The sequence below is a fragment of the Klenkia sp. AC732 genome, assembly GCF_979256525.1.
Window position 1 is genome coordinate 125,422 of the sequence record NZ_CEEDOS010000001.1, and the last position, 22,716, is coordinate 148,137.

A 22,716-nucleotide genomic window follows, 5' to 3' on the forward strand; every position below is an offset into this window, starting at 1 on the left:
CCCGGAGCCGACGTGCGGGGGTGGTGACGCCCGTGTTCTGATCATGGCGCGAGCCGAGCCAGAGCGCGCTGACGACCGGGGCCCACCCAGGTGGGGCCCCGTGACGCCTGCGAGGTGACGCGTGCGCGTGCTCGGCATCAACGCCCTGTTCCACGACCCGGCGGCAGCCCTCGTCGTCGACGGCACGATCGTGGCCGCCGCCGAGGAGGAGCGCTTCAGCCGGCGCAAGCACGGCAAGCGCCCGGTCCCGTTCTCCGCCTGGGAGACCCCCGACCTGGCTGCGGCCTGGTGCCTGCGGCAGGCCGGCGTCCGCGCGGAGGACCTGGACGCGATCGCCTACTCCTACGACCCGGCGCTGCACCTGGGCCCGGAGGAGGCCGGGGTGCACGACCCCTTCGACCACCTGCGGCTGACCTACGCGCAGCAGGCGCCGGGCTTCCTCGCCGAAGGGGTGCCCGGGCTGGACCCGGACAAGGTCCGCTTCGTCCCGCACCACGTCGCGCACGCGGCCTCGGCCGCGCTGGCCGCACCGTGGGGCGGCAGCTGCGCGGTGCTGGTGCTCGACGGCCGCGGCGAGCGGCACAGCCACCTGGCCGGCGTCTACCGGGACGGCGTGCTGGAGGTGCTGGCCTCCCAGCAGCTGCCGCACTCCCTGGGCCTGCTCTACGAGGACGTCACCGCGCACCTGGGCTTCCTGCGCAGCTCCGACGAGTTCAAGGTGATGGCGCTGGCCTCCTACGGGAAGCCCCGGCACGCCGAGGCGCTGCGCTCCCTGGTGCACGCCACCGGGGACGGCGGCTTCGTCACCGCCGGCGTCGACTTCGGCGCGCTGGCCAAGCCCCGGCACCCCGACGAGGAGTGGACCGCCGAGCACGCCGACCTCGCCGCCAGCGTCCAGCTGGTCACCGAGGAGGTGCTGCTGGACCTGGCCCGCTGGCTGCGGGAGACCACGGGGGAGACCCGGCTGGCGATGGCCGGCGGGGTGGCGCTGAACTGCGTGGCCAACAGCCGGCTGGCCGCGGGGTCCGGGTTCGCCGAGCTGTGGGTGCAGCCCGCCGCCGGGGACGCCGGCACCGCGCTGGGCGGTGCGCTGGAGCTGTCCTGGCGGGGCGGGGAGCCGACGGCGCCATTCACGGGGGCGGACCTGGGCAGCGGCTGGTCCGACGCCGAGATCGAGGCCGTCCTGCAGACCGCGCGGGTGGCCTACCGGCGCAGCGACGACGTCGCTGAGGAGGTCGCCCAGTGCCTGGCCGACGACGGCGTGGTGGCCTGGTACCAGGGCCACAGCGAGTTCGGCCCGCGCGCGCTGGGCCACCGGTCGCTGCTCGCGCACCCCGGGCGCGCGGAGAACCTGGAGCGGCTCAACGACGTCAAGGGCCGTGAGCAGTTCCGCCCGGTCGCCCCGATGGTGCGTCTGGACCGGGCCCGCGAGGTGTTCTCCCGCGGCCCGGTGCCCAGCCCGTACATGCTCTTCGTGCACGACGTCGCCGCGCAGTGGCGGGACCGCATCCCGGCCGTCGTGCACGTCGACGGCACCGCGCGCATCCAGTCCGTCGACCCGGCCACCGAGCCGCTGGTCGCGGCGATGCTGACCGGCTTCGAGCGGCGCACCGGGCTGCCGATCGTGGTCAACACCAGCCTGAACACCGCGGGCCGGCCGATGGTCGACAGCCCACGCGACGCCCTGGAGTGCTTCGGCTCCGGGCCGGTGGACCTGCTGGCGATCGGGCCGTTCGTGGTCCACCGGCGGTGGGCGCACGAGGGGCTGGCCCGGGAGTGAACGCGCCCCGGTACGCCGTCGTCGTGCCCTCGCTGGGGCGTCCGTCCCTGCGGGTGCTGCTCGACGCGCTGGCCGCAGCGACAGGCCCGCGCCCGGAGTGGCTGGTCGTCGTCGACGACCGGGCCACGCCGGGGGAGACCCCGGTGGTCGACGTGCGCGACCTGCCCGACGACATCGCCGGGCACGTGCTGGTGCTGCACGGCGGCGGACGCGGGCCGGCCGCGGCCCGGAACACCGGCTGGCGGGCCGTCCCCGCCGACGTCGACTGGATCGCCTTCCTCGACGACGACGTGCTGGTCGGCCCGGACTGGTGCGCCGCGCTCGCCGCCGACCTCGCCGCCGCCGACCGGCACGGGCTGGCCGCCAGCCAGGCCGAGATCGACGTGCCGCTGCCGGCCGACCGCCGCCCCACCGACTGGGAGCGCGGCACCGCGGGCCTGTCCGGCGCCTGGTGGATCACCGCGGACATGGCCTACCGGCGGGACGCGCTGGTCGCCGTCGACGGGTTCGACGAGCGGTTCCCGCGCGCCTTCCGGGAGGACGCCGACCTGGCCCTGCGGGTGCAGGACACCGGCCGCCGGCTGGTCGTGGGCCGCCGGCACACCACCCACCCGGTCCGCCCGACCGGCCGCTGGACCAGCCTGCGCCAGCAGCGCGGCAACGCCGACGACGTGCTGATGGCCCGGGTGCACGGGCGGCTGTGGGCCGACCGGGCCGGTGCGACCACCGGCCGGCGTCCCCGGCACCTGGCGATCACCGCCGCCGGGCTGCTCGCGCTGACCACGCGCAGCCGGGTCGCTGCCGCGGTCTGGGCGGCGGGCACCGCCGAGTTCGCCTGGGCCCGCATCGCACCCGGCCCCCGGGACCGCGCCGAGGTGACCACGATGCTGGCCACCAGCCTCGCCATCCCGCCGGCCGCGACCTGGTGGTGGCTGCGCGCGCTGCTGCGCCGCACCCCGCCCCGGCCGGTCGCGGAGGCCGCCGAGGCCAAGGCGCTGCTGGTGGACCGGGACGGCACCCTGGTCGTCGACGTCCCCTACAACGGCGACCCCGACCGGGTGCAGCCGCTGCCCGGCGCGGTCGAGGCGGTGCACGCCGCACGGGCCGCCGGGCTCCCCGTCGGGGTGGTCACCAACCAGTCCGGGGTGGCCCGCGGCGCGTTCGACGAAGTCCAGCTGGCCGCCGTCCACGCCCGTGTCGACGAGCTGTTCGGGGCCTTCGACGCGTGGTCGGTGTGCCCGCACGGGCCCGAGGACGGCTGTGCCTGCCGCAAGCCCGCGCCCGGGTCGGTCCGGGCCGCTGCGGCGACGCTCGGGGTCGAGCCGCAGGACTGCGTGCTGGTCGGCGACATCGGCGCCGACGTGCAGGCCGCCCGGGCGGCCGGGGCCCGCTCGGTGCTGGTGCCCACCGCGGTCACCCGCACCGCCGAGGTCGCCGCCGCACCGGTCGTCGCCCGGGACCTGCAGACCGCCGTCGCCACGGTGCTCGGCGGCCGGTCGTGACCCGCGCCCTGGTGGTGCGGCTGGACAGCCTGGGCGACGTCGTCGTCTGCGGGCCGGCGGTCCGCGCGGTCGCCGCGTCCGCCGACCACGTCACCGTGCTGGCCGGCCCCCGCGGTGCCGCCGCCGCGGCGCTGCTGCCCGGGGTCGACGAGGTGCGGGTCTTCGACGCGCCCTGGATCGCCGCCGACGCCGGGCCGGTCGACCCGGTGCTGGTGGCCCGGCTGGTCGGGGACCTGCGCGGCCGGTTCGACACCGCGCTGGTGCTCACCTCCTTCCACCAGAGCGCCCTGCCCACGGCGCTGCTGCTGCGCCTGGCCGGGGTGCCGCGGGTCGCCGCGGTGAGCACCGACTACCCGGGCAGCCTGCTCGACGTCCGGCTGCCCGAGCCGGGGGAGGACCCCGAGCCGGTCCGGATGACGGCGATCGCGCGGGGTGCCGGCTTCCACCTCCCCCCGGGGGACGACGGTGCCCTCCGGCTGGTCGAGGACCTCCCGGCCGTCGCCGGCCTGCCCGCCCACCCCGTCGTCGTGGACCCCGGCGCCGACGCCGAGGCCCGCGCCTACCCGCGCTGGGCCGAGGTCGTCGCGCTGCTCACCGACCAGGGCCACGACGTCGTCGTCACCGGCGGGCCGGACGAGCGGGAGCTGACCGCCGCTGCCGCCGGGGGCCGGGCGCTGGACCTCGGGGGCCGGTTGTCGGTCGCCGAGCTGGCCGGCGTGCTGCGCGAGGCCGACGTCCTGGCCGTGGGCAACACCGGGCCCGCCCACCTGGCGGCCGCCGTCGGCACCCCCGTGGTGAGCCTGTTCTCCCCGGTCGTGCCGCTGACCCGATGGGCGCCGCACACCCCGCACCGGGTGATGCTGGGCGACCAGTCCGCGCCCTGCGCCGGCAGCCGGGCGCGGGCCTGCCCGGTGCCGGGCCACCCGTGCCTGGCCGACGTCGCGCCGACCACCGTGGTCGCCGCGGTCGCGCAGCTGGTGGGGGTGGCGGCGTGAACGTCCTGGTCTGGCACGTGCACGGTTCCTGGCTGACCGCCCTCGTCCAGGGCCCGCACCGCTACCTGGTGCCGGTCGTCCCGGACCGCTCCGGCGACGGGCTGGGCCGGGCCCGCACCTGGGACTGGCCGTCCTCCGTCGTCGAGGTGACCCCGGAGGAACTGCGCGACACCCCCGTGGACGTCGTGGTCCTGCAGCGCTCCCGCGACCTGGAGCTGCTGCGGGCCTGGACCGGCTGGGAGCCCGGCATCGACGTCCCCGCCGTCTACGTCGAGCACGACACCCCGCCGGCCCCGGCGGACAGCCGGCACCTGCTGGCCGACCGCACCGACGTCCCGCTGGTGCACGTCACGCACTTCAACCGGGTCGCCTGGGACGCCGGCCGCGCACCGGTGCACGTCGTCGAGCACGGCGTGGTCGACCCCGGTCACCGGTGGACCGGGGAGCTTGCCCGCGCCGCCGTCGTCACCAACGACCCGGTGACCCGCGGGCGGACCGTCGGCACGGACCTGATCGCGCCGTTCGCGCCGCTCGGGGTGGACGTGTTCGGCATGCGGGTCACCGGGCTGTCCGACGCGCTGGGCGTGCCGGTCGGGGAGTTCGAGGACCTCCCGCAGGACGTGATGCACGACGAGCTCGCCCGACGCCGGGTCTACCTGCACCTCACGCGGTGGACCTCGCTCGGGCTGTCCCTGGTGGAGGCGATGACGATGGGGGTCCCCGTGGTGGTGCTGGCCGCGACCGAGGCGCCGACGGTGGTGCCTGCGGGCGCCGGGGTGGTGGCCGCCGACGTGGACGCCCTGGTCGAGGGCGCCCGCCGGCTGCTGGCCGACCCGGACGCCGCCCGGGCCGCCGGCGAGGTGGCCCGCGCCGCGGCCCTGGAGCGGTTCGGGCTCGAGCGCTTCCTCACCGACCTGGACGCCGTGCTCGAGGGGGTGGCCCGGTGAGGATCGCGATGCTGTCGGAGCACGCCAGCCCGCTGGCCACCCTGGGCGGGGTCGACGCGGGCGGGCAGAACGTGCACGTCGCCATGCTGGCCCGTGCGCTGGCCGCCCGCGGCCACACCGTCACCGTCTACACCCGCCGCGACGCCCCCGACCTGCCGGTCAGCGTCGACTTCGCCCCCGGGGTCGTCGTCACCCACCTGGACGCCGGGCCGGCCGCGCCGGTGCCCAAGGACGACCTGTGGCCGCACGTCCGCGAGCTCGGCGCCGCACTGCGGGTGGAGCTGCTGGCCGACCCGCCGGACGTGCTGCACGCGCACTTCTGGATGAGCGGGCGGGCCGCGGTCGACGCCGTCCGCGGGCTGGGCATCCCGGTCGTGCAGACCTTCCACGCCCTCGGCTCGGTCAAGCGCCGCTGGCAGGGCGCCGCCGACACCAGCCCGGCCCCGCGGGTGCGGGTGGAGACCGCGGTCGCCCGCACCGCCGCCGGGGTCGTCGCCACCTGCGCCGACGAGGTGCGCGAGCTCGCCGAGCTGGGCGTGGACCCGGCCGGGGTCGCCGTCGTCCCCAGCGGGGTGGACACCACCGCCTTCACCCCCGAGGGCCCGCGCGCCCCGCGCACGGACGCCCCGCGGCTGCTGGTGATCGGCCGGCTGGTGCCGCGCAAGGGGGTCGGTGACGTGCTGGCCGCGCTGGCCGACGTCCCGGACGCCGAGCTGGTCGTGCTGGGCGGGCCCGACGCCGCCGAGCTGGTGGCCGACCCGGCCGCCGCGGAGCTGCTCGCCGAGGCCTCGGCCCGCGGCGTGCTGGACCGGGTGCGGCTGGCCGGGCGGGCCGACCGGGAGGAGGTCGCCGGCTGGATCCGGTCGGCCGACCTGGTGGTCTGCGCGCCCTGGTACGAGCCGTTCGGGATCGTGCCGTTGGAGGCGATGGCCTGCGGCGTGCCCGTCGTCGGCACCGCGGTCGGCGGGCTCACCGACACCGTCGTCGACGGCGTCACCGGCCTGCTCGTGCCCCCGCGCGAACCCGGGCAGCTGGCCGCCGCGATCCAGGCACTGCTCGCCGACCCCGACCGCCGCGCCGCGATGGGCGCCGCCGGGCGGGAGCGCGTCGTCACCACCTACGACTGGCAGGAGGTCGCCTCGATGACCGAGTCCGCGTACCGCCGCTTCACCCGGGCCGCCCGCCGTCCCGGCATCGCCGCGGCCCGGGCGGTGGCCCGGTGACCCGGCCGCCGACCCCCGTGGGGGCCGAGCACGTCGAGCACCTGACCGCCGCGCTGGCCGCCGTCGGCCCGGCCGTGGACACCGCGACCCGGTGGGGGCGCGAGCTGGCCGGGTTGCTGACCGGCGGCGCCCGGCTCTTCGCCGCCGGCAACGGCGGGAGCGCCGCGCAGGCCGCGCACCTGACCGCCGAGCTGGTCGGCCGCTACCGGGACGACCGGCGGCCCTTCTCCGCGGTCGCGCTGCACGCCGAGGTGTCCGCGCTGACCGCGATCACCAACGACTACGGCCTGGAGGAGGGCTTCGCCCGCCAGCTGGAGGCGCACGCCCGGCCCGGTGACGTCGCGGTGCTGATGTCCACCTCCGGCGGCAGCCCCAACGTGGTGCGCGCCGCCCAGCGCGCCCGGGAGTGCGGCGTCACCTGCTGGGCGATGACCGGGCGCGGCCCCAACCCGCTCACCGAGGTCGCCGACGAGTCGCTGACCGTCGAGTCGCCGTTCACCGCCACCGTGCAGGAGCTGCACCTGGTGCTGCTGCACGTGCTGTGCGCCAGCCTGGACGCCGAGCTCGACGCCCGGCTGATGGCGGGGACGTCGTGAGGACGCTGGTGGTCGTCGGCGACAGCCTGCTCGACGTCGACACCGTCGGCCGGGCGGCGAAGCTGTCGCCCGACGGCCCGGTGCCCGTCGTGCAGACCCAGTCCGAGGAGACTCGGGCCGGGGGAGCGGGCCTCACCGCCGCACTGGCCGCCGCCGACGGCGGCCGGGTCGTGCTGGTCACCCCGCTCGCCGACGACGCCGACGCCGCCACGCTGCGCGCGGTCCTCCCCGACGCCGTCGAGCTGGTGGCCGTGCCGTGGGCCGGGTCCACCCCGGTCAAGCACCGGATCCGGGCCGGCGGGCAGACCGTCGCCCGGGTCGACCGCGGCGGTGCGACCGGCGCCGTCGGTCCGCTGCCGCCCGCGGTGGCCGCGGCCCTCGCCGGGGCGGACGCCGTCGTGGTCGCCGACTACGGCTACGGGACGACCGCCGACCCCGCGCTGCGCGAGCTGCTGACCGCGACCGCCCGCCGCCGTCCGGTCGTGTGGGACCCGCACCCCCGCGGTGCGGCCCCGGTGCCCGGCTGCCGGCTGGTCACCCCCAACGCACCCGAGGCGCTGGGCGCCGACCCGGGCCCCCGCCCGGACGTCGCCGCGGTCGCCGACCGGGCGTTGGAGCTGCGCCGGGAGTGGGCCGCCGGCACCGTCGTCGTCACCCTCGGGCCGGCCGGGGCGCTGGCCACCGTCGGTGAGGACGGCGTGCTCGCGGTGCCCGCGCCACCGGTCGTCGCCGGGGACACCTGCGGCGCCGGGGACCGGTTCGCCTCCGCCGCCGGCTGGGCGCTGGCCGCCGGGTCGCTGCCCACCGAGGCCGTCGCGGTCGCGGTCGCCGCCGCGTCGGCCTACGTCGCCGCCCCGGCCCCGGCCCCGGCGCCCGCCGGGAGCGGGGTGCTGGTGGCCAGCGGCGGCTGCTTCGACCTGCTGCACGCCGGCCACGTCGCGACCCTGGAGGCCGCCCGGGCGCTGGGCGACCGGCTGGTCGTCTGCGTGAACTCCGACGCCTCGGTCGCCCGGCTCAAGGGCCCGGGCCGGCCGCTGCAGCCGCAGGCCGACCGGGTCCGCATCCTGCGGGCACTGGCCTGCGTCGACGACGTCGTGGTGTTCGACGAGGACACCCCCGAGCAGGTGCTGCGCACCCTGCGCCCGCAGCTGTGGGTCAAGGGCGGCGACTACTCCGGGGTCGCCGTCCCGGAGGCCGCGGTGCTCGCCGGGTGGGGCGGGCGGGTCGTCACCGTGCCGTTCCTGGCCGGCCGCTCCACCACCCGGCTGGCCGAGCTGGCGGTCGCCCGCGCATGACCACCGCTGTCGTCCTCCGTGCCATCGGGCTCGGGGACATGCTCACCGGGCTGCCCGCGATGGCCCTGCTCCGCCAGGCCCTGCCCGGCTGGCGGCTGGTCGCCGCCGCGCCCGGGGCGTACGCCGACGTGCTCACCGGCGCCGGGCTGGTGGACGACGTCGTCCCGACCGCCGGGTTGTCCGACGTGTCCGGCCTGCCGTGGCGACCCGACCTCGCCGTCGACCTGCACGGCAACGGCCCGGCGTCCCGGGCGCCGCTGGAGGCCCTGGACCCGCGCCGGCTGATCGGGTTCGTCCGGCCCGGGGAGCCCGCCGCCCCGGACCGCTCCGTCTGGGACGACGACGAGCACGAGGTCGCCCGCTGGGGCCGACTGCTGGCCGAGCAGCTGCCCGGCGTCGGCCCCCCGCCACCGGTCTGGACCCTGCTGCCGCCGCCGGAGCCGGTGCTGCCCGGTGCCACCGTCGTGCACCCCGGTGCGGCCTCCGGCTCGCGCCGTTGGCCGGCGCAGCGGTGGTCGGCCGTGGCCCGGGCGCTGGTCGCCGACGGGCACCGGGTGGTGGTCACCGGGACGCCGGGGGAGCAGGCGCTGGTCGACGCGGTGGCCGCCCCGTCGGGTGCCGAGACCGCCACCGACCTCGGCGTGGACCGGCTGTTCGGGCTGGTCGCAGCCGCCCGCCTGGTGCTGTCCGGGGACACCGGCACCGCGCACGTGGCCTCGGCGTTCGGGACGCCGTCCGTGGTGCTCTCCGGGCCGGTCTCCCCGGCGCGCTGGGGCCCGCCGGCCCGCCGTCGGCACCGGGTGCTCTGGCCGTCCGCCGACCCCGGGTACCGCGGCGACCCGCACGGCGGCGACGTCGACCCGGTGCTGCTGCGCACCACCGTCGACCAGGTGCTGGCCTGCGCGCGGGAGGTGTCGGCGTGACCGCGCTGGCCGACCGGCTCACCGTCGTGCTGCTCACCCACGACTGCGCGGCCTGGCTGCCGCACACCCTGGACCGGCTCGCCGAGCTCGACCTGCCGGTGGTCACGGTGGACAACGCCTCCACCGACGGCACCCGTGAGCTGCTCGCCGAGCGCCCGTTCGTGCAGCTGCGCGCACTGTCGACGAACACCGGCGCGGCCGGCCGCAACGAGGGCGTCCGGGCGGCGCCGACGCCCTACGTGGTGTTCTGCGACGACGACGGCTGGTGTGAGCGGGCCGGCCTCGAGCGCGCCGTCGCCCTGCTGGACGCCCACCCCCGGCTGGCCCTGGTCAACGCCCGGATCGTGGTGGGCGAGGAGTGCGCACCGGACCCGATCTCCGCGGAGATGGCGGACAGCCCGCTCCCGGAGACCGAGGGCGTGCCCGGCACCGTGCTCCACAGCTTCATGGGCGGCGCCTCCGTCGTCCGGGTCGAGGCCTACGAGCAGGTCGGCGGCTACGCCCCGGCGTTCTTCATCGGCGGTGAGGAGGAGACCCTCGCGCACCCGCTGCTGCGGGAGGGCTGGCTGATGCGGTACGTCGACGACGTCGTCATGCACCACCACCCCAGCCAGGCCAACTTCGGCCGGATCCGGCACTTCGGCATCCGCAACACGCTGTGGAACGGCTGGCTGCACCGGCCCTGGCGCAGTGCGCTGCGCTGGACCGGCTTCGTGCTGCGGTCCTCCCCGCGGGACGCCGAGCTGGTCCGCGGGGTCGGGCTCGCACTGCGCGGCGTGCCGTGGGTGCTGGCCCGCCGCCGGCCGCTGCCCGACGACGTCGACGCCGGGCTGCGCACCCTGGAGGAGCGCCGCTTCGCCGCCTGGGACGCCGCCCGGCTCGCCGGCCTGCCGCCGGGGAGCGCGCCCAAGTACCCGGTGGCGACCGCGTGACCCGGGTGCTGGTCGCCGGGTGGTTCAGCTTCACCGAGGTCATCGCCACCGTCGGCGACGAGCGCGCCGCGCAGGTGGTCGGCGGCTGGTTGTCCAGCGCCGGCATCGACCACGACCTGGCCTACGCCGACTACCTGCACCGCGGCGTCGACCTGGCGCAGGTGGACCCGGCCCGGTACAGCCACCTGGTGTGGGTCTGCGGGCCGGTGATGGCCAACGGGCTGCTGGACGGTCTGCTCGACCGGTTCGCCCACGCCTGCCGGTACGCCGTCGGGGTGTCGGTGGTCGAGCCCGCCGCGGCCGCCAGGTTCGACGCCGTCTGGTCGCGGGACGGCCAGGACGCCGCACCCCGCCCGGACCTGGCGATCCACCCGGTCCAGGAGGGCCCGGCCGTGGTGGCGACCGTCTTCGCCCCGGTGCAGCCCGAGTACGGCGACCGCGGCCGGCACCTGGAGGTCCAGCGGACGGTGGAGGAGTGGGTCGCCGACCGCGGACTGGGGTCCTTCGACGTCGCCACCGACCTGCTGACGCCCGCCGGCCTGCCGCGGCGGGTGGACCAGGTGCAGGCCACCCTGGGACGGGCCGACGTGGTGGTCAGCTCCCGGCTGCACGGCCTGGTGCTCGGGCTGGGCCGGGGCCGGCCGGTGATCGCGCTGGACCCGGTGCTGGGCGGGGCGAAGGTCACCGCCCAGGCGCGCGCGCTGGGCTGGTCGGTGCTGCTGGGTGCCGACGAGGTCGACGCCGCCGCCCTGGACGCGGCGCTGGACCGCTGCCTGTGGCCGGGCAGCCCGGTGCTGCCGGACTGGAGCGGGGTGGCCCGGGCGCTGGCCGGCCAGCGGGAGGAGCTGGTGGCCCGGCTCACGTGAGCCATCACACCGCTAGCAGCGTGCTTGCTCTGGCGAGCAGTGGGCACCAGAGGTGCAGGCCCCACTGTCGAGACCCCCGGAGGTCACCATGGCCGACACCACCGTCCTCACCGCCCAGCTCCGCGCCCTGCTGCTCCTGACCCAGACCGAGGAGCAGGTCGCCCGCACCCGCGTCGCCCAGGCCCGCACCGAGGCCGTCCGCCGCGAGCTGACCCAGAACGCCGACAACGCCGCGTCCCGCATCGAGGCGATCACCGCCCAGCTGCGCGAGCTCGGCGGCGTCCCCGACGTCGTCACCCCGGCGCTGGGCCGCCTCGGCGCCATCGTCAAGGCCACCGTCGAGCAGGCCGGCCCGCTCGACGAGGCGCTGCTGGGCGACCTCGCCCTGGAGCACCAGCTGCTCGACCGCGCCACCTACCTCAAGGTGCTGGCCCAGACCGCCGAGCTGCCCCGCGTCGTCCGGCTGGCCGAGCGCCTGGTCACCGCGCACACCGCCACCGTCGAGTGGCTGACCGTCGTGCTGGCCGAGACCGCCCTCGGCGGCCCCGCCGCGCTCAAGGCCACCCCGCTGCAGCGCGTCACCGGCGGTGCCACCCGGCTGGCCTCGATGCCGGCCCGCTACGTCGCCGACTCGGTGAACAAGGTCATCGACTCGACCAGCCAGGCCACCGACGCCGTCCAGGCCAAGGTCGACGCCGCCGCCGCGCGGGCCACCACCTTCGCCGGCGCCGTCCGCGAGTCCCTGGCCGTGGGCCGCGACGCCTCCCTGCAGAAGGGCGAGAAGGTCGCCCGCCGCGAGGGCGAGCGCGAGGTCGCCGAGACCATCCACGAGACCCGCACCGAGCTGGGCGCCCTGGACGCCGCCGAGCTGCCGATCGCCGGCTACGACGCCCTCACCGGCGCCGACGCGGTCAAGGCCGTCAAGGAGCTGACCTCGGCCGGCGACATCGAGGCCGTCATCCGCTTCGAGGAGACCCACAAGGACCGCACCTCGGTCGTCTCCGCCGCGCAGACCCGGCTGGCCGCGCTGGCCAAGGAGGCCGTCGGCATCAGCTGACGCCGCCCGCACACGACGAACGCCCTCCCCGTCATCGACGGGGAGGGCGTCCGGCGTTCAGTCGCCCTTGACGTTCACGACCTGGCGCAGCGTGTGCCGGACCTCCACGAGGTCGGCGGCGTCGGCCATCACCTGGTCGATCGGCTTGTAGGCGTCGGGGTGCTCGTCGAGGAACGCGTCCGAGTGACCCCAGGCGACCCCGGCCATCCGGGTGTCCAGGTCGGCGCGGTCGAAGAGCTTGCGCGCCGCGGACCGCGAGTGGCTGCGGCCCGCGCCGTGCGGCGAGGAGTGCAGCGAGGGCACGTTGCCCTTGCCGACCACCACGTAGGACGCCGCCCCCATCGACCCGGGGATCAACCCGAGCTCACCGGCCCGGGCGGAGATGGCGCCCTTGCGGGACAGCCACACCTCCCGGCCGAAGTGGGTCTCCCGGGCGGTGTAGTTGTGGTGGCAACCCACCTCCTCCTCCCGGACGACGTCGACCGACAGGAAGCGCCCGAGCTGGTCCAGCACCCGGTCCATCATCTCCTCGCGGTTGAGGAAGGCGAAGCGCTGCGCCCAGAACAGCGCCTCCAGGTAGGCGTCGAACTCCGGCTCGCCCTCCACCAGGTAGGCGAGGTCCCGGTCGGGCAGCGGGATGAAGCGCGTGCGGCACTGCTCCTGGGCCACCGCGATGTGCCGGCCGGCGAGCTTGTTGCCGACCCCGCGGGAACCCGAGTGCAGGAACGCCCACACCCGGTCCTGCTCGTCCAGGGACACCTCGATGAAGTGGTTCCCCGAGCCGAGCGAGCCCAGCTGCAGCGGCCAGTGCCGGGCGACCGCGTCGGCCTGCTCGACCCCGGCCATCGCCCGCAGCTCCTCGACCCGCGGCGCGGCGCTCTCCCGCACGGACTTGTTCTGCCGCCCGGCCGACAGCGGCACGGAGCGGCTGATCTGCTCGTGCAGGACCACGAGGTCGCGCCCGGCCAGGTCGGCGGCGGTGAACTGCGTGCGGACGGCGGCCATGCCGCATCCGATGTCCACCCCCACAGCGGCGGGGATGATCGCGCCGTCGGTCGGCAGCACCGAGCCGACGGTCGCGCCCCGGCCCAGGTGGGCGTCGGGCATCAGGGCCACGTGCGGGTACACGAACGGCATGGTCGCGGTGCGCTCGGCCTGCTCCCGGGTGCTGTCCTCCAGGATGGACGCCCAGTTCACCAGGCGTGCGTTGATCTTCTCCATCGTCCTTCCACTCCTCAGGGGCTGTTGCGGGCCGGCGCCGGCCGAGGAGTGAGTGAACGCGAGAAGGGCAGGCAGCGCCTCCCCTTTTCAGGCGGGGCGCTCGCCCCGCAGCTCGTCGTCGTCGAAGGCATCGCGGTGCTGGTCCCAGGCGGTGGCCGGGTCGACACCCAGGGCCAGCCCGATGTCAGCCCAGTCGGCGCCCGCACGGCGGGCGGCGAGGACGGCGGCCGAGTCGTGCTCGTGCGCCTTGCGCGAGATCGCCTCGCCGAGGGCCAGCAGCTCGAGGGCCTCCTCGGAGTCCAGCGAGGTGTCCTGGGCGTGCACGTCGGCCCAGACGGCGGGCGGCGCGGCGTCGTCCTCGTCGGGCAGGACGGCGACGACGTTGCGGGAGGTGGCCTCGGCGTCCTTGCGCGTGAGGTACGACAGCCGGTTGGCGGCGGCGCTCAGGGACAGCTCGTCGTCGAGGACCTCGGGGGTGATGGTCACCGTCCCAGGGTCCGCGTGATCACCACAGGTCGCTCGTGGTGTCCAGCAGTTTCAGGCCATCGGGTGTCGCCACACCGTTCCAGCGTGGCCGCGCGTGGCCACCTGCTCACCCAGGCGGAGGAGTCGAGGAGCGTTCGAGGTGTAGAACGGCCCGCCGGAGCCGATGACCTCACCGTGAGCTGGGTGACGCGACGAGCGCCGGGACAGCTGGCGGCCGCCCTGGCCGACGGCGAGTCCGTCGTCGCCGTGTCCGACTGCGTCCCGCTCAGCGAGTCCCTCGAGGGACCGCCCGACCAGGCCGTGCGCACCGCGGTGCTCACCGACCGCTCGCTGTACTGCAGCGTCGGGGACGCCGACGTCGTCCCGCTGCCCTTCACCCGGATGCGCGAGCTGAGCCGGCGGGGGATCGCCCTGCTGTTCTTCCGCATCGACGACAGCCACGCGACCTGGGAGCTGCGGGACCCCCGCTTCGCCGCCCGCGCCGAGAAGCGCTTCGCCGCCCACGGCCTGGCCGCGCACCGCAGCTGGGTCGGCACCACCCGCGAACCCGGCCGCGAACCCGCCGCGTTCCGCCACCAGGCCCACCTGGACCTGCTGCACCGGCTCTCCGCCGGGGCGGACCTCGCCGACGCGGTGCTCGAGCAGCGCACCGTGGTCGACCAGCTGGTCTTCGACACCACCGGCGACCGGGCCGCCTCCCGCGCGGCGATCAGCCGGCTGGCCAAGGTGCACCGTCAGCTGCACGCCGACCTGCTGGTGCTCGCCGAGGCCGCGCCCAGCCTCGCGCTGGCCCAGCACGCCATGGTGCTGCTGGCCCAGCCCTCCCCGTGGGAAGGCCCCCAGCTCGCCGAGCCCGACGAGGGCCCCAGCGCCGCCGAGCTCGCCGGCCTGCTGCCCGACGCGCCGCCGGTGTGGGTGCCCGCCGAGCGAGCCCCCGCCTGACCCCGCGGCCTGCGGTTCAGCCGACGAGGGTGACGACGTCCTCGGCGCAGCCGTAGGCCAGCGTCACCCCGGCGCCGCCGTGGCCGTAGCAGTGCACGACCGGCCGCGCCGCGGCATCGACCCGTTCCACCCGTACCGCGGGGCGGGCCGGTCGCAGACCCACCTGGTGGGCCAGCACGCGCGCCCCGGCCAGCGCGGGCACCAGTGCGACCGCCCGGGCCCGCACCGCCTCCGCCGTCACCGGGCGGACGTCGCGGTCCTCGTCGCCCTCGTCGGCGCTGCCGCCGAGCACGATCGTCTGCAACCGGGGGACGACGTAGGTCAGCGGGTCGGACTGGTCCAGCAGCCACCGGGTCAGCCCCACCTGCTCGACGACGACGACCTGCCCCCGGACGGCCTGCACGCTGGGGTCACCGGCCAGCTCGCGGGCGCCGAGGCCCGCGCAGTCCACGACGACGTCCCCGGACAACTCGTCCAGCGACCCCACCCGCTGACCGGCCACACGCACCCCGCGGGCGGCCAGGGTCTCCTCCAGCCAGGCCAGGTGCACGCCGGTGTCGACGACGGGGACGGTGAGGGTCCAGCCGTCGGCGTACCCCTCGGGCAGCTCGGCCGCCGGCACCCGGTCCAGGGAGGGGACGGCGTCGCGCCACCACGGGTCGGGGGAGACCTCGCGCAGCAGCTCGGTGCCGGTGCGCATCCGCACCCCGGCCGGGCCCTCGACCAGGCCGGCCAGGGCCGCGTAACCCAGGGCGGCCCACCGGGTCACCGCCCGCTCGGGGTGCGCGCGGTAGGGGTACCAGAGCGCGGCGGCCACGCTGGACGTCGTCGCCGAACCCCGGGCGGCGGCCACGACCGACACCCGGTGCCCGGCCTCGGACAGCCGCAGCGCGCACGCCAGGCCGACGATCCCGGCACCCACCACGGTCACGCGCACGGCGCGATCATGCCGTGCGCGCAGCCTCCGCGGTCAGGAGACGACGACGCCCTTCCAGAACGCGACCCGGTCGGCGATCTCGGCGGCGGCCGCCTTGGGGGAGCGGTAGGTCCAGGCAGCGTCGGCGTTGGTCTGCCCGTCGGCCTGCACCGAGAAGTAGCTGGCCTCGCCCTTCCACGGGCAGCTGCTGGTCGCCGCGGACTCGACGAGCGCCCCGGGGGTCACCGAGGACAGCGGGAAGTAGGCGTTGCCCTCGACGGTGACGATGTCGTCGGACTCGGCGATGAGGGAACCGTTCCAGGTGGCAGTGGTCATGCCACCAGTGTCCGCCGCTACCAGCGCAGCGGCTGCACGGCGCGGGAGTCCGCCGTCCGGCAGGCCCGGCAGTGGCCCCAGGTCAGCAGGTGCACCGGGGAGGCCTGACCGCCGCACTCGGGGCAGGACTCGGCCTCGTCGTTGGCCTCCTGGGCCAGCCGCACCTCGGTGGCCCGCGTCTGGTGGATGGTCTCGTCGCCCGCGCAGGGGCAGCCGAGGTGGTCGTCAACGCAGCGTCCAGGCCGTGCGGCCATGGGGTGCCTCCAGGTGTCCCGGACGACGCTACCGATCCTGCGGCAGCGGGTCGACCCGCCGCAGGAACGAACGCATCGACAGGTGGTGGGACAGCGGCTCCCGGTGCTCGTCGCACGCGGTCCAGGTCTTCTCCCGGTCCGGGGTGTGGATCTTCGGGTTGTTCCAGACCAGCGTGTGCCTCGCCGGTGCCCGGCAGCCCTTCGCGGAGCAGACGACGACGTCGGGTGCGGTCACCGGGCCGACACCTCGGGGACGGGCAGCGGGTGGGAGGCCATGGCCCTGATGGTGCGCCTACCCGCCCCGACCGCCTCGGCATGGGATCCCCCGCACACCGCTGGAGCCCTCGGCCGTATGCGGGGGATCCCCTGCCTCAGCGGGGTGCGGTTGGGTGTCGCGGGGCGCTGACCTGCACGGGAGCGGTGGCGCCGGCCTCCGGGTGGGGCATGATCACCGGGTGGTCGAGGTGGCGCTGTGGGGGACGTGGGCGCTGGGCGTGCTGCTGGTCGTCGCCGCGCACACGGCGGACGTGGCTCGCCCCTCCGCCTGGCAGGGCTCCCGGCTCTTCCTCGGCGTGCTGCTCCTGGCCGGTGCGCCGGGTCAGCTCGATCTCACGGATGACGCCCAGCTCACCGTGATGACCGGAGGCATCGCGCTGGCGGCCGTCGCGATCACGGCGGTCCGGCGACCCCCGCATCGGCCTTCGATGTCGTCGTTCGAGGGTGCCCGCCGGTGAAGCGGGGGGCGGCCTCGGCGGACGACGTCGCAGCGGCTCCTGGTCGGCTGCGCACCGGGCGACGCTGCGGTGTCCTCGCAGTCGGCGTCCACCTGGTCGCCCTGGGCTGGGTGGCGTGGTCGTCCACCGGGCTGGTCGTGTCCGTACTGCTGGCCGCCGGGACGCTGCTGGGACTCGTCTCCCTGGTCTTCCTCCGACGGTCGTGGCAGGCACTCCCGGGGGAGGCCGGGGCGCGCGGCGACCGGTGGGCGCGGGTCACCGGGGTGGCGTGGGGCGCAGCGGTGGCGCTGAACGTCGTCGTCGTGGGGAACGGGGCACCGGCCTGGGTGCCGGTGCTGCAGGCCGGGCTCGTCGCCGTGGCAGCGGTGGCGTTCGTGGGAGTGCTGGTGGCTGCCCGGCCGTCCCGCGGACGCCGCCCGGCAGGGAGCAAGGACGCCGGTCCGGTCAGCTCGACATCACCCACAGAGCCGCCGTCACCACGGCACTGACGACCGCGCCGGCCGCCAGGAGGGCGGCGTCCCGCGGGCGGTCCCAACGAGCGGCGAGGACCACCGCCACGAGGGCAGGCCGACGCTGGCGGCACCCGACAGCAGTACGCGGGTGTGCCCGGGCGACGTCGGTGCTCGTGGCCGCCTGCCCCGAGGGCGCCCAGGGGGAGGTCACCGCCCAACCCCACAGCACCAGTGCCAGGGTCAGCCACGCCACGGTGAGGGCAGCGAGCCACCGGTCCTTCGCCATCGCACGGTTCGGGTGGTCACCGGGGCCCGTCACCGTGCCACCTCCGGCCGCCCGGGCATGGGATCCCTTGCGCATCGCAGGAGCGCCCAGCCGTATGCGGGGGATCCCATGCCACGGCGGGTGCCGGGGTCAGCGGGCGGGGGCGGCCACGGCCTGGCCCGCGCCGAACCAGGACGTCGGCGCCCCGGTCTCGACGACGCGCTTGCCGAGGGGGAAGAGCCCGACGAGGGCGAGCTTGAAGCTGGCGATGCCGAACGGGATGCCGATGACCGTCAGGCAGAACCCGATGCCGGCGAGGACGTGGATGAGGGCCAGCCACCAGCCGGCGACGAGGAACCACACCAGGTTGCCCAGGGCCGAGGCCAGGCCCGCACGGGGGTCGCGGACCGTGGTGCGGCCGAAGGGCCAGACGACGAAGGACGCCAGTCTGAACGAGGCGATGCCGAAGGGGATCGTCACGATGAAGACGCAGGCGATCACCCCCGCCAGCAGGTAGGCCAGGGCCAGCACCCAGCCCTGGAAGACCAGCCACACCAGGTTCAGCACGAGTCGCAGTCCGTCCACACCAGGACCACGAGCGGTGCGGCGGTGGTGTTCCCCGTGTCCGTGCCCCCACGGAGGGTGAGGCTGTGCGTACCCGGTGCGCCGACTGGGCGCGTGGTTGGGCATGATCAAGCGGATCATTCCCGTGTCGCAATGGAGGAACCCCGTGACCACGCCCCAGGACCCGAACTCCTCGCAGGGATGGGGCCAGCAGCAGCCGGGCCCCGGTGGCCAGCCCCCGCAGGGCCAGCAGCCCCAGGGCCAGCCGTGGGGTGCTCCCCAGCAGCCCGGCCAGTTCGGCGCCCCGCAGGGCCAGCCGGGTCAGCCGGGCCAGCCGTGGGACGGCCAGCAGCAGGGCCAGCAGCCGGGGCAGCCGTGGGCCGGAGCCGGCGCGTCGGGTCAGGTCGAGGAGCCGAAGAAGTCGGGTTGGAAGAAGCGTCTGCCCGCCGTCATCGGCGCCGTCGTCGCCGTCACGGTCTTCGCGCTCGTGCGCAACGGCCTCTTCGCCTCCGACCCGGAGGCCGGTGACTGCACCAACGGCAGCCTGACCTCCCTGGAGGTCGTGGACTGCGACGACTCCGAGGCCACCTACCGGATCGCCGGGGTCCTCGAGGACGTCAGCGGTGACGAGCTGCGCGCCGACGACTCGCTCTGCCTGACGGAGTGGCCGAACTCGGTCGCCTACGCGGTCGACGCGGACAGCCAGAGCGAAGAGGGCACCGGATACTGCTTGGAGTCCATCTCCTGACCCCGTCGCACGCCCCGACCTCGGAGGACGCATGACCACCCCCGACCAGCCCGAGGGCACGCCCCCGTCGGGCCAGCCCCAGGGACCCCAGCCCGGTCAGGGCTGGGGGCAGCCCCCGCAGTCGGGTCAGCCCGGCAGCGGCCAGCCAGGCCAGCCCGGTCAGCCCTGGGGGCAGCCCGGGCAGCCACCCCAGCAGCCGTGGGGACAGCCCGGACCGCAGGGGCAGCAGCCGTGGGGTCAGCAGGGCGCACCCCAGCAGCCGTGGGGCCAGCAGGGGCAGCCCGGACCGGGACAGCCGTGGGGACAGCAGGGCCAGCCCTGGGGGCAGCAGGGCCAACCCGGACCCGGTCAGCCCTGGTCGGGGCAGCAGGCCTTCCACCAGCTGGACCCGCAGAAGGCCGGTGCCCGCAAGTGGCTGCCGATCGTCGGGGGTCTGGTCGGGCTGCTGGTGGTGGTCAGCCTGCTCGTCAACGGCGTCGGGGGTGACCCGGAGCCCGGTGACTGCGTGCAGAACACCGCCGCCGACATCGAGGTCGTGGACTGCGACAGCGACGACGCCGACTACCGGGTCGTGGGTGAGGACGAGGAGCGCGACGACCTCACCCAGTCCGAGTTCATGAGCAACGACGACACCTGCTCCCAGTTCGACGGGGTCGTCTACCAGGTCTGGATCGGCGCCCTCGACGACGACGACGCCGCGGGCGACATCTACTGCCTGGGCCCCGTCTGACCCACCGGTCCCGCACCACCACCGACCCGTCCGGCAGCTGCCGGGCGGGTCGGTGGCGTCCCGGGGGAGGGCCGGGTCAGTTCTCCGCGACGGTGATCGCGGCGTTGACCAGCGCCAGGTGCGACAGCGCCTGCGGCAGGTTGCCCAGGAACGCGCCGGTGTCCGGGTCGACCATCTCGGCCAGCAGCCCGACGTCGTTGGGCACGTCCTGCAACCGGTCCATCAGCGCCACCGCCTCGTCCCGCCGTCCGCACAGGGTCAGCGCGGACACCATCCAGTACGAGCAGGCCAGGAAGACGCCCTCCTCGACGTCGACGCCGCTGTAGCGGTAGAGGTGCGGGCCGCAACCCAGCTCGGCGCGCAGCGCGTCCAGGGTGGAGCTCATCCGCTCGCCGCGGTCGAAGCCGCTGATGGCGTGCAGCAGGATCGAGGCGTCGAGCATCCCGCTGCCGGGGTACCAGAGGTAGGCCCCCTTCTCGGCGTCCCAGGCGTTGTCCTGCACCCACGCGCGGATCCGGCCGGCCTCGGCGCGCCAGCGCGACGGGTCGCCGGGGATCTGCCCGGCCTCGGCCAGCTCGACGGCCTTGGTGAGCGCCTGCCAGCAGCCCAGCTTGGACGTCGTGTAGTGCTGCGGGTCGTGCAGCTCCCACATGCCGGCGTCCTTCTGCCGCCACCGGTCGCAGGCGGTGTCGGCGATGGCGGCGAGCATCCGGCCGGTGTCGGCGTCCAGCACGTTCCCGTGCTCGACGTACAGCGCGACGATGGAGAACAGGTCCCCGTACACACCCAGCTGCAGCTGGTGGGACGCACCGTTGCCCTCCTGGACCGGTGCGTTGCCGCGCCAGCCGGGGACGTCGGGTTCGTCCACGCCGTCGGGGACGTCGCCGCCCAGGGTGTAGCAGACGTGCGGCTCGGGGCCGTGCCGGCGGATGGTCGACAGCAGCCAGCCGATGGCGCCGTGCGTCTCCTCGCGCAGCCCGAAGCGGAACAGGGCGGTGAGGGCGTAGGCGGAGTCGCGCACCCAGGCGTACCGGTAGTCCCAGTTCTTGCCGCCGGCCAGGGACTCCGGCAGCGAGGTGGTGGCCGCGGCGACCATCGATCCGCTGGGGGAGTGGATGAGCAGCTTGAGCATCAACGCGCTGCGGCGCACGGCCTCGTCCCAGGGCCCGTCCCAGGAGAACGCGCGGTGCCAGGCCTGCCAGTTCGCCACGGTGCGGTCGATGCCCGCGTCGACGTCCTCGGCAGCGGCCAGGAAGAGCGGCTCGCGTTCGGTGGCGACCAGGCCCAGCAGGTGCCGTGAGCCCGGCGTGGTCGTGTACGCCACGTCGATGCGCTGGTCGGCGACCCGGACCTCGTCGGCGCCGCTGGTGCGCACGGCCATGGTCAGGCCGTCGACCCGCAGCACCGGGCCGTGCGCGGTGTCCTGCACCCAGGGGGAGAAGCGGTTCAGGCCGGTCCCCGGCCGGACGGCGGCCTGCAGGGTGACCGTGCCGGTCAGCCCCTCGATGCGCCGGCCCAGCTCGGCCCAGGGCAGCCGGCCGGCGACGCCGGTGTTGAGGGAGTCGGTGACCCGCACGCTGCCGGTCGCGGTGTGGAACGTCGTCGCCAGCACGTTGGTGTGGTCGACGTAGGCCCGCTGCACGGTGAAGTCGGTGGTGGGCCGCAGTTCGATGCACCCGCCGTTCTCGGCGTCCAGCAGGGCGCCGAAGGCGAGGGTGCGGTCCATCTCGGGCAGCGGCAGCCAGTCGATGGAGCCGTCGCGGGCGATGAGGGCGATGGTGCGGCCGTCGCCGATGGCTGCGTAGGTGCGCAGGTCGGCGTAGCCGGCGTCGTCCCGTTCGGTGACGGCCGTGGTCTCGGCCGTGCCCCAGCGCAGGCGGGACGTGCCTGCGCCGGGGTCCGTCGTCGTCGTCACGGGGTCGGCATGCCGCCGTTCACGTTCAGGGTCTCCCCGATCGTGTAACCCGACTCGGCCGACGCCAGGTAGACGTAGGCGCCGGCGAGCTCGGCGGGCTGCCCGGCGCGACCCAGCGGGGTCTCCTTGCCGAACTCGGGCAGGTTCTCCGGGGGCTGCCCGCCGGAGGCCTGCAGCGGGGTCCAGAACGGGCCGGGGGCCACGGTGTTGACGCGGATGCCCCGGGGCGCGAGCTGCTGGGCCAGCGCCTTGCTGATCGTGTTGATCGCGGCCTTTGTGGTCGCGTAGTCGACCAGCCCGGGGGCGGGGGAGTAGGCCTGGATCGAGCTGGTGGTGATGATCGTGGAGCCGGCGGGCAGGTGCGGCACGGCCTCCTGGACGACCCAGAACACCGAGTAGACGTTGGTCTTGAACGTCGCGTCGAACTGCTCGCTGGTCAGGTCGGCCAGGTCGTCGACCCAGGTCTGCTTGCCGGCGACGAGCACCAGCGCGTCGAGCCCGCCGAGGGCGTCGACGGCGGTGCGCACCAGGGCGCGCGCCTCGGACTCCACGGACAGGTCGGCGGGGGCCAGCACGGCCTTCCGGCCGGCCTCCTCGACGAGCTTCGCGACGTCCTCGGCGTCGGACTGCTCCGCGGGCAGGTAGTTCAGGACGACGTCGGCGCCCTCGCGGGCGTAGGCGATGGCGGCGGCCCGGCCGATGCCGGAGTCGGCGCCGGTGATCAGGGCCTTGCGGCCCTCGAGGCGGCCGGACCCGCGGTAGGTCTTCTCCCCGTGGTCGGCGCGGACGTCGAGCTCGGTCTCCAGGCCGGGGGCGTCGATGCCCTTCTCCGGGTAGCCGTCGGTGCGGTACTGGTCGACGGGGTTGGTGAAGGTGTACTGGTCGGACACGGGTGTCTGCCTCCGGTGCTGAGCGGGTGGGGCGGGCCGCTGGTGGCTGAACGACCAAGCGCTGCTTGCCCAGGTGGGGAGGGGCTCAACCGGTGTCGCCGCACACCCCGGCCTACCGTCGGGGCAGTCGTCGTCACCGATCCAGAG

The 22,716-nt window shown here is 75.9% G+C and carries 25 protein-coding genes; 16 read left to right on the forward strand and 9 right to left on the reverse strand.

Annotated features, from left to right (window positions below; translation table 11 throughout):
- Positions 1–121: 121 nt before the first annotated feature.
- The 11 genes from AC0IVP_RS00620 (at position 122) to AC0IVP_RS00670 (ending at position 12,116) form a co-directional block, all read left to right on the forward strand.
- Positions 122–1,780 carry a carbamoyltransferase family protein gene (locus tag AC0IVP_RS00620; protein ID WP_471753827.1) on the forward strand — a complete coding sequence of 553 codons (1,659 nt, stop codon included), beginning with the start codon at positions 122–124 and terminating at the stop codon, positions 1,778–1,780.
- A complete protein-coding gene (locus AC0IVP_RS00625; protein ID WP_471753829.1) occupies positions 1,777–3,282 on the forward strand; it encodes an HAD-IIIA family hydrolase in 1,506 nt (501 codons plus the stop codon). The genes AC0IVP_RS00620 and AC0IVP_RS00625 overlap by 4 nt, the downstream gene beginning before the upstream one ends.
- Positions 3,279–4,277: a glycosyltransferase family 9 protein gene (locus AC0IVP_RS00630; protein WP_471753831.1), complete on the forward strand. Its 999-nt coding sequence runs from the start codon at positions 3,279–3,281 to the stop codon at positions 4,275–4,277. Before AC0IVP_RS00625 ends, AC0IVP_RS00630 begins: the two co-directional genes overlap by 4 nt.
- Positions 4,274–5,224, forward strand: coding sequence for a glycosyltransferase (locus tag AC0IVP_RS00635; protein ID WP_471753833.1), 951 nt, complete (start codon positions 4,274–4,276; stop codon positions 5,222–5,224). Before AC0IVP_RS00630 ends, AC0IVP_RS00635 begins: the two co-directional genes overlap by 4 nt.
- The gene (locus tag AC0IVP_RS00640) at positions 5,221–6,447 is read left to right on the forward strand and encodes a glycosyltransferase (RefSeq protein WP_235564643.1); all 1,227 of its coding nucleotides are present in this window, start codon (positions 5,221–5,223) and stop codon (positions 6,445–6,447) included. The genes AC0IVP_RS00635 and AC0IVP_RS00640 overlap by 4 nt, the downstream gene beginning before the upstream one ends.
- Positions 6,444–7,043, forward strand: a complete 600-nt coding sequence (locus AC0IVP_RS00645; protein ID WP_471753835.1) for a D-sedoheptulose-7-phosphate isomerase — start codon at positions 6,444–6,446, stop codon at positions 7,041–7,043. The genes AC0IVP_RS00640 and AC0IVP_RS00645 overlap by 4 nt, the downstream gene beginning before the upstream one ends.
- Positions 7,040–8,338 carry a PfkB family carbohydrate kinase gene (locus AC0IVP_RS00650; protein ID WP_471753837.1) on the forward strand — a complete coding sequence of 433 codons (1,299 nt, stop codon included), beginning with the start codon at positions 7,040–7,042 and terminating at the stop codon, positions 8,336–8,338. The genes AC0IVP_RS00645 and AC0IVP_RS00650 overlap by 4 nt, the downstream gene beginning before the upstream one ends.
- Positions 8,335–9,261, forward strand: coding sequence for a glycosyltransferase family 9 protein (locus AC0IVP_RS00655; protein ID WP_471753839.1), 927 nt, complete (start codon positions 8,335–8,337; stop codon positions 9,259–9,261). Before AC0IVP_RS00650 ends, AC0IVP_RS00655 begins: the two co-directional genes overlap by 4 nt.
- The gene (locus tag AC0IVP_RS00660) at positions 9,258–10,193 is read left to right on the forward strand and encodes a glycosyltransferase family 2 protein (protein WP_471753841.1); all 936 of its coding nucleotides are present in this window, start codon (positions 9,258–9,260) and stop codon (positions 10,191–10,193) included. Before AC0IVP_RS00655 ends, AC0IVP_RS00660 begins: the two co-directional genes overlap by 4 nt.
- Entirely contained in the window at positions 10,190–11,059 is an 870-nt protein-coding gene (locus tag AC0IVP_RS00665; protein ID WP_471753843.1) for a polysaccharide pyruvyl transferase family protein, read from the forward strand. Before AC0IVP_RS00660 ends, AC0IVP_RS00665 begins: the two co-directional genes overlap by 4 nt.
- Positions 11,060–11,147: 88 nt before the next feature.
- A complete protein-coding gene (locus tag AC0IVP_RS00670) occupies positions 11,148–12,116 on the forward strand; it encodes a ferritin-like domain-containing protein (RefSeq protein WP_471753845.1) in 969 nt (322 codons plus the stop codon).
- 57 nt (positions 12,117–12,173) lie between these two features.
- On the opposite strand, the gene AC0IVP_RS00675 is transcribed toward AC0IVP_RS00670, so the two are convergent.
- The gene (locus AC0IVP_RS00675; RefSeq protein WP_471753847.1) at positions 12,174–13,337 is read right to left on the reverse strand and encodes an RtcB family protein; all 1,164 of its coding nucleotides are present in this window, start codon (positions 13,335–13,337) and stop codon (positions 12,174–12,176) included.
- 87 nt (positions 13,338–13,424) lie between these two features.
- Complete coding sequence (locus AC0IVP_RS00680; RefSeq protein WP_056292508.1) at positions 13,425–13,823, reverse strand: hypothetical protein; 399 nt, start codon at positions 13,821–13,823, stop codon at positions 13,425–13,427.
- A 183-nt stretch (positions 13,824–14,006) separates the two neighbouring features.
- On the opposite strand from AC0IVP_RS00680, the gene AC0IVP_RS00685 reads away from it, so the two are divergent.
- On the forward strand, positions 14,007–14,765 hold the full coding sequence (locus AC0IVP_RS00685) for a hypothetical protein (RefSeq protein ID WP_157519197.1): 759 nt from the start codon (positions 14,007–14,009) through the stop codon (positions 14,763–14,765).
- A gap of 16 nt (positions 14,766–14,781) precedes the next feature.
- Here AC0IVP_RS00685 and AC0IVP_RS00690 read toward each other — a convergent pair whose 3' ends face one another.
- From AC0IVP_RS00690 to AC0IVP_RS00705, 4 genes are read right to left on the reverse strand one after another with little or no spacing between them, the layout of a single operon-like run.
- Positions 14,782–15,702: an FAD-dependent oxidoreductase gene (locus AC0IVP_RS00690; protein ID WP_471753849.1), complete on the reverse strand. Its 921-nt coding sequence runs from the start codon at positions 15,700–15,702 to the stop codon at positions 14,782–14,784.
- A gap of 33 nt (positions 15,703–15,735) precedes the next feature.
- Positions 15,736–16,017, reverse strand: coding sequence for a DUF427 domain-containing protein (locus AC0IVP_RS00695; protein ID WP_056292477.1), 282 nt, complete (start codon positions 16,015–16,017; stop codon positions 15,736–15,738).
- Positions 16,018–16,034: 17 nt separating this feature from the next.
- The gene (locus AC0IVP_RS00700; RefSeq protein WP_056292474.1) at positions 16,035–16,271 is read right to left on the reverse strand and encodes a hypothetical protein; all 237 of its coding nucleotides are present in this window, start codon (positions 16,269–16,271) and stop codon (positions 16,035–16,037) included.
- Positions 16,272–16,299: 28 nt separating this feature from the next.
- Positions 16,300–16,506 carry a hypothetical protein gene (locus tag AC0IVP_RS00705; protein ID WP_471753851.1) on the reverse strand — a complete coding sequence of 69 codons (207 nt, stop codon included), beginning with the start codon at positions 16,504–16,506 and terminating at the stop codon, positions 16,300–16,302.
- Between the two features lie 220 nt (positions 16,507–16,726).
- Here AC0IVP_RS00705 and AC0IVP_RS00710 point away from each other — a divergent pair, with 220 nt between their 5' ends.
- Complete coding sequence (locus tag AC0IVP_RS00710; RefSeq protein ID WP_471753853.1) at positions 16,727–17,005, forward strand: hypothetical protein; 279 nt, start codon at positions 16,727–16,729, stop codon at positions 17,003–17,005.
- The gene (locus tag AC0IVP_RS00715; RefSeq protein WP_471753855.1) at positions 17,002–17,493 is read left to right on the forward strand and encodes a hypothetical protein; all 492 of its coding nucleotides are present in this window, start codon (positions 17,002–17,004) and stop codon (positions 17,491–17,493) included. Before AC0IVP_RS00710 ends, AC0IVP_RS00715 begins: the two co-directional genes overlap by 4 nt.
- 379 nt (positions 17,494–17,872) lie before the next feature.
- Here the strand turns inward: AC0IVP_RS00715 and AC0IVP_RS00720 are convergent, their stop codons facing one another.
- Positions 17,873–18,307, reverse strand: a complete 435-nt coding sequence (locus AC0IVP_RS00720) for a YccF domain-containing protein (RefSeq protein WP_235564641.1) — start codon at positions 18,305–18,307, stop codon at positions 17,873–17,875.
- A 145-nt stretch (positions 18,308–18,452) separates the two neighbouring features.
- On the opposite strand from AC0IVP_RS00720, the gene AC0IVP_RS00725 reads away from it, so the two are divergent.
- Both AC0IVP_RS00725 and AC0IVP_RS00730 read left to right on the forward strand, forming a co-directional pair.
- Positions 18,453–19,034 carry an LppU/SCO3897 family protein gene (locus AC0IVP_RS00725; protein ID WP_471753857.1) on the forward strand — a complete coding sequence of 194 codons (582 nt, stop codon included), beginning with the start codon at positions 18,453–18,455 and terminating at the stop codon, positions 19,032–19,034.
- A gap of 31 nt (positions 19,035–19,065) precedes the next feature.
- A complete protein-coding gene (locus tag AC0IVP_RS00730; RefSeq protein ID WP_471753859.1) occupies positions 19,066–19,764 on the forward strand; it encodes an LppU/SCO3897 family protein in 699 nt (232 codons plus the stop codon).
- Positions 19,765–19,840: 76 nt separating this feature from the next.
- Here AC0IVP_RS00730 and AC0IVP_RS00735 read toward each other — a convergent pair whose 3' ends face one another.
- Positions 19,841–21,679 carry a glycoside hydrolase family 15 protein gene (locus tag AC0IVP_RS00735; protein WP_471753861.1) on the reverse strand — a complete coding sequence of 613 codons (1,839 nt, stop codon included), beginning with the start codon at positions 21,677–21,679 and terminating at the stop codon, positions 19,841–19,843.
- Positions 21,676–22,569, reverse strand: coding sequence for an SDR family oxidoreductase (locus tag AC0IVP_RS00740; RefSeq protein WP_471753863.1), 894 nt, complete (start codon positions 22,567–22,569; stop codon positions 21,676–21,678). The genes AC0IVP_RS00735 and AC0IVP_RS00740 overlap by 4 nt, the downstream gene beginning before the upstream one ends.
- Positions 22,570–22,716 lie beyond the last annotated feature (147 nt).

Coding starts and splice junctions, on each gene's coding strand:
- AC0IVP_RS00655 (WP_471753839.1), top strand. CDS start 8,335: ATGACCACCGCTGTCGTCCTCCGTGCCATCGGGCTCGGGGACATGCTC.
- AC0IVP_RS00670 (WP_471753845.1), top strand. CDS start 11,148: ATGGCCGACACCACCGTCCTCACCGCCCAGCTCCGCGCCCTGCTGCTC.
- AC0IVP_RS00675 (WP_471753847.1), bottom strand. CDS start 13,337: ATGGAGAAGATCAACGCACGCCTGGTGAACTGGGCGTCCATCCTGGAG.
- AC0IVP_RS00695 (WP_056292477.1), bottom strand. CDS start 16,017: ATGACCACTGCCACCTGGAACGGTTCCCTCATCGCCGAGTCCGACGAC.
- AC0IVP_RS00700 (WP_056292474.1), bottom strand. CDS start 16,271: ATGGCCGCACGGCCTGGACGCTGCGTTGACGACCACCTCGGCTGCCCC.
- AC0IVP_RS00730 (WP_471753859.1), top strand. CDS start 19,066: ATGACCACCCCCGACCAGCCCGAGGGCACGCCCCCGTCGGGCCAGCCC.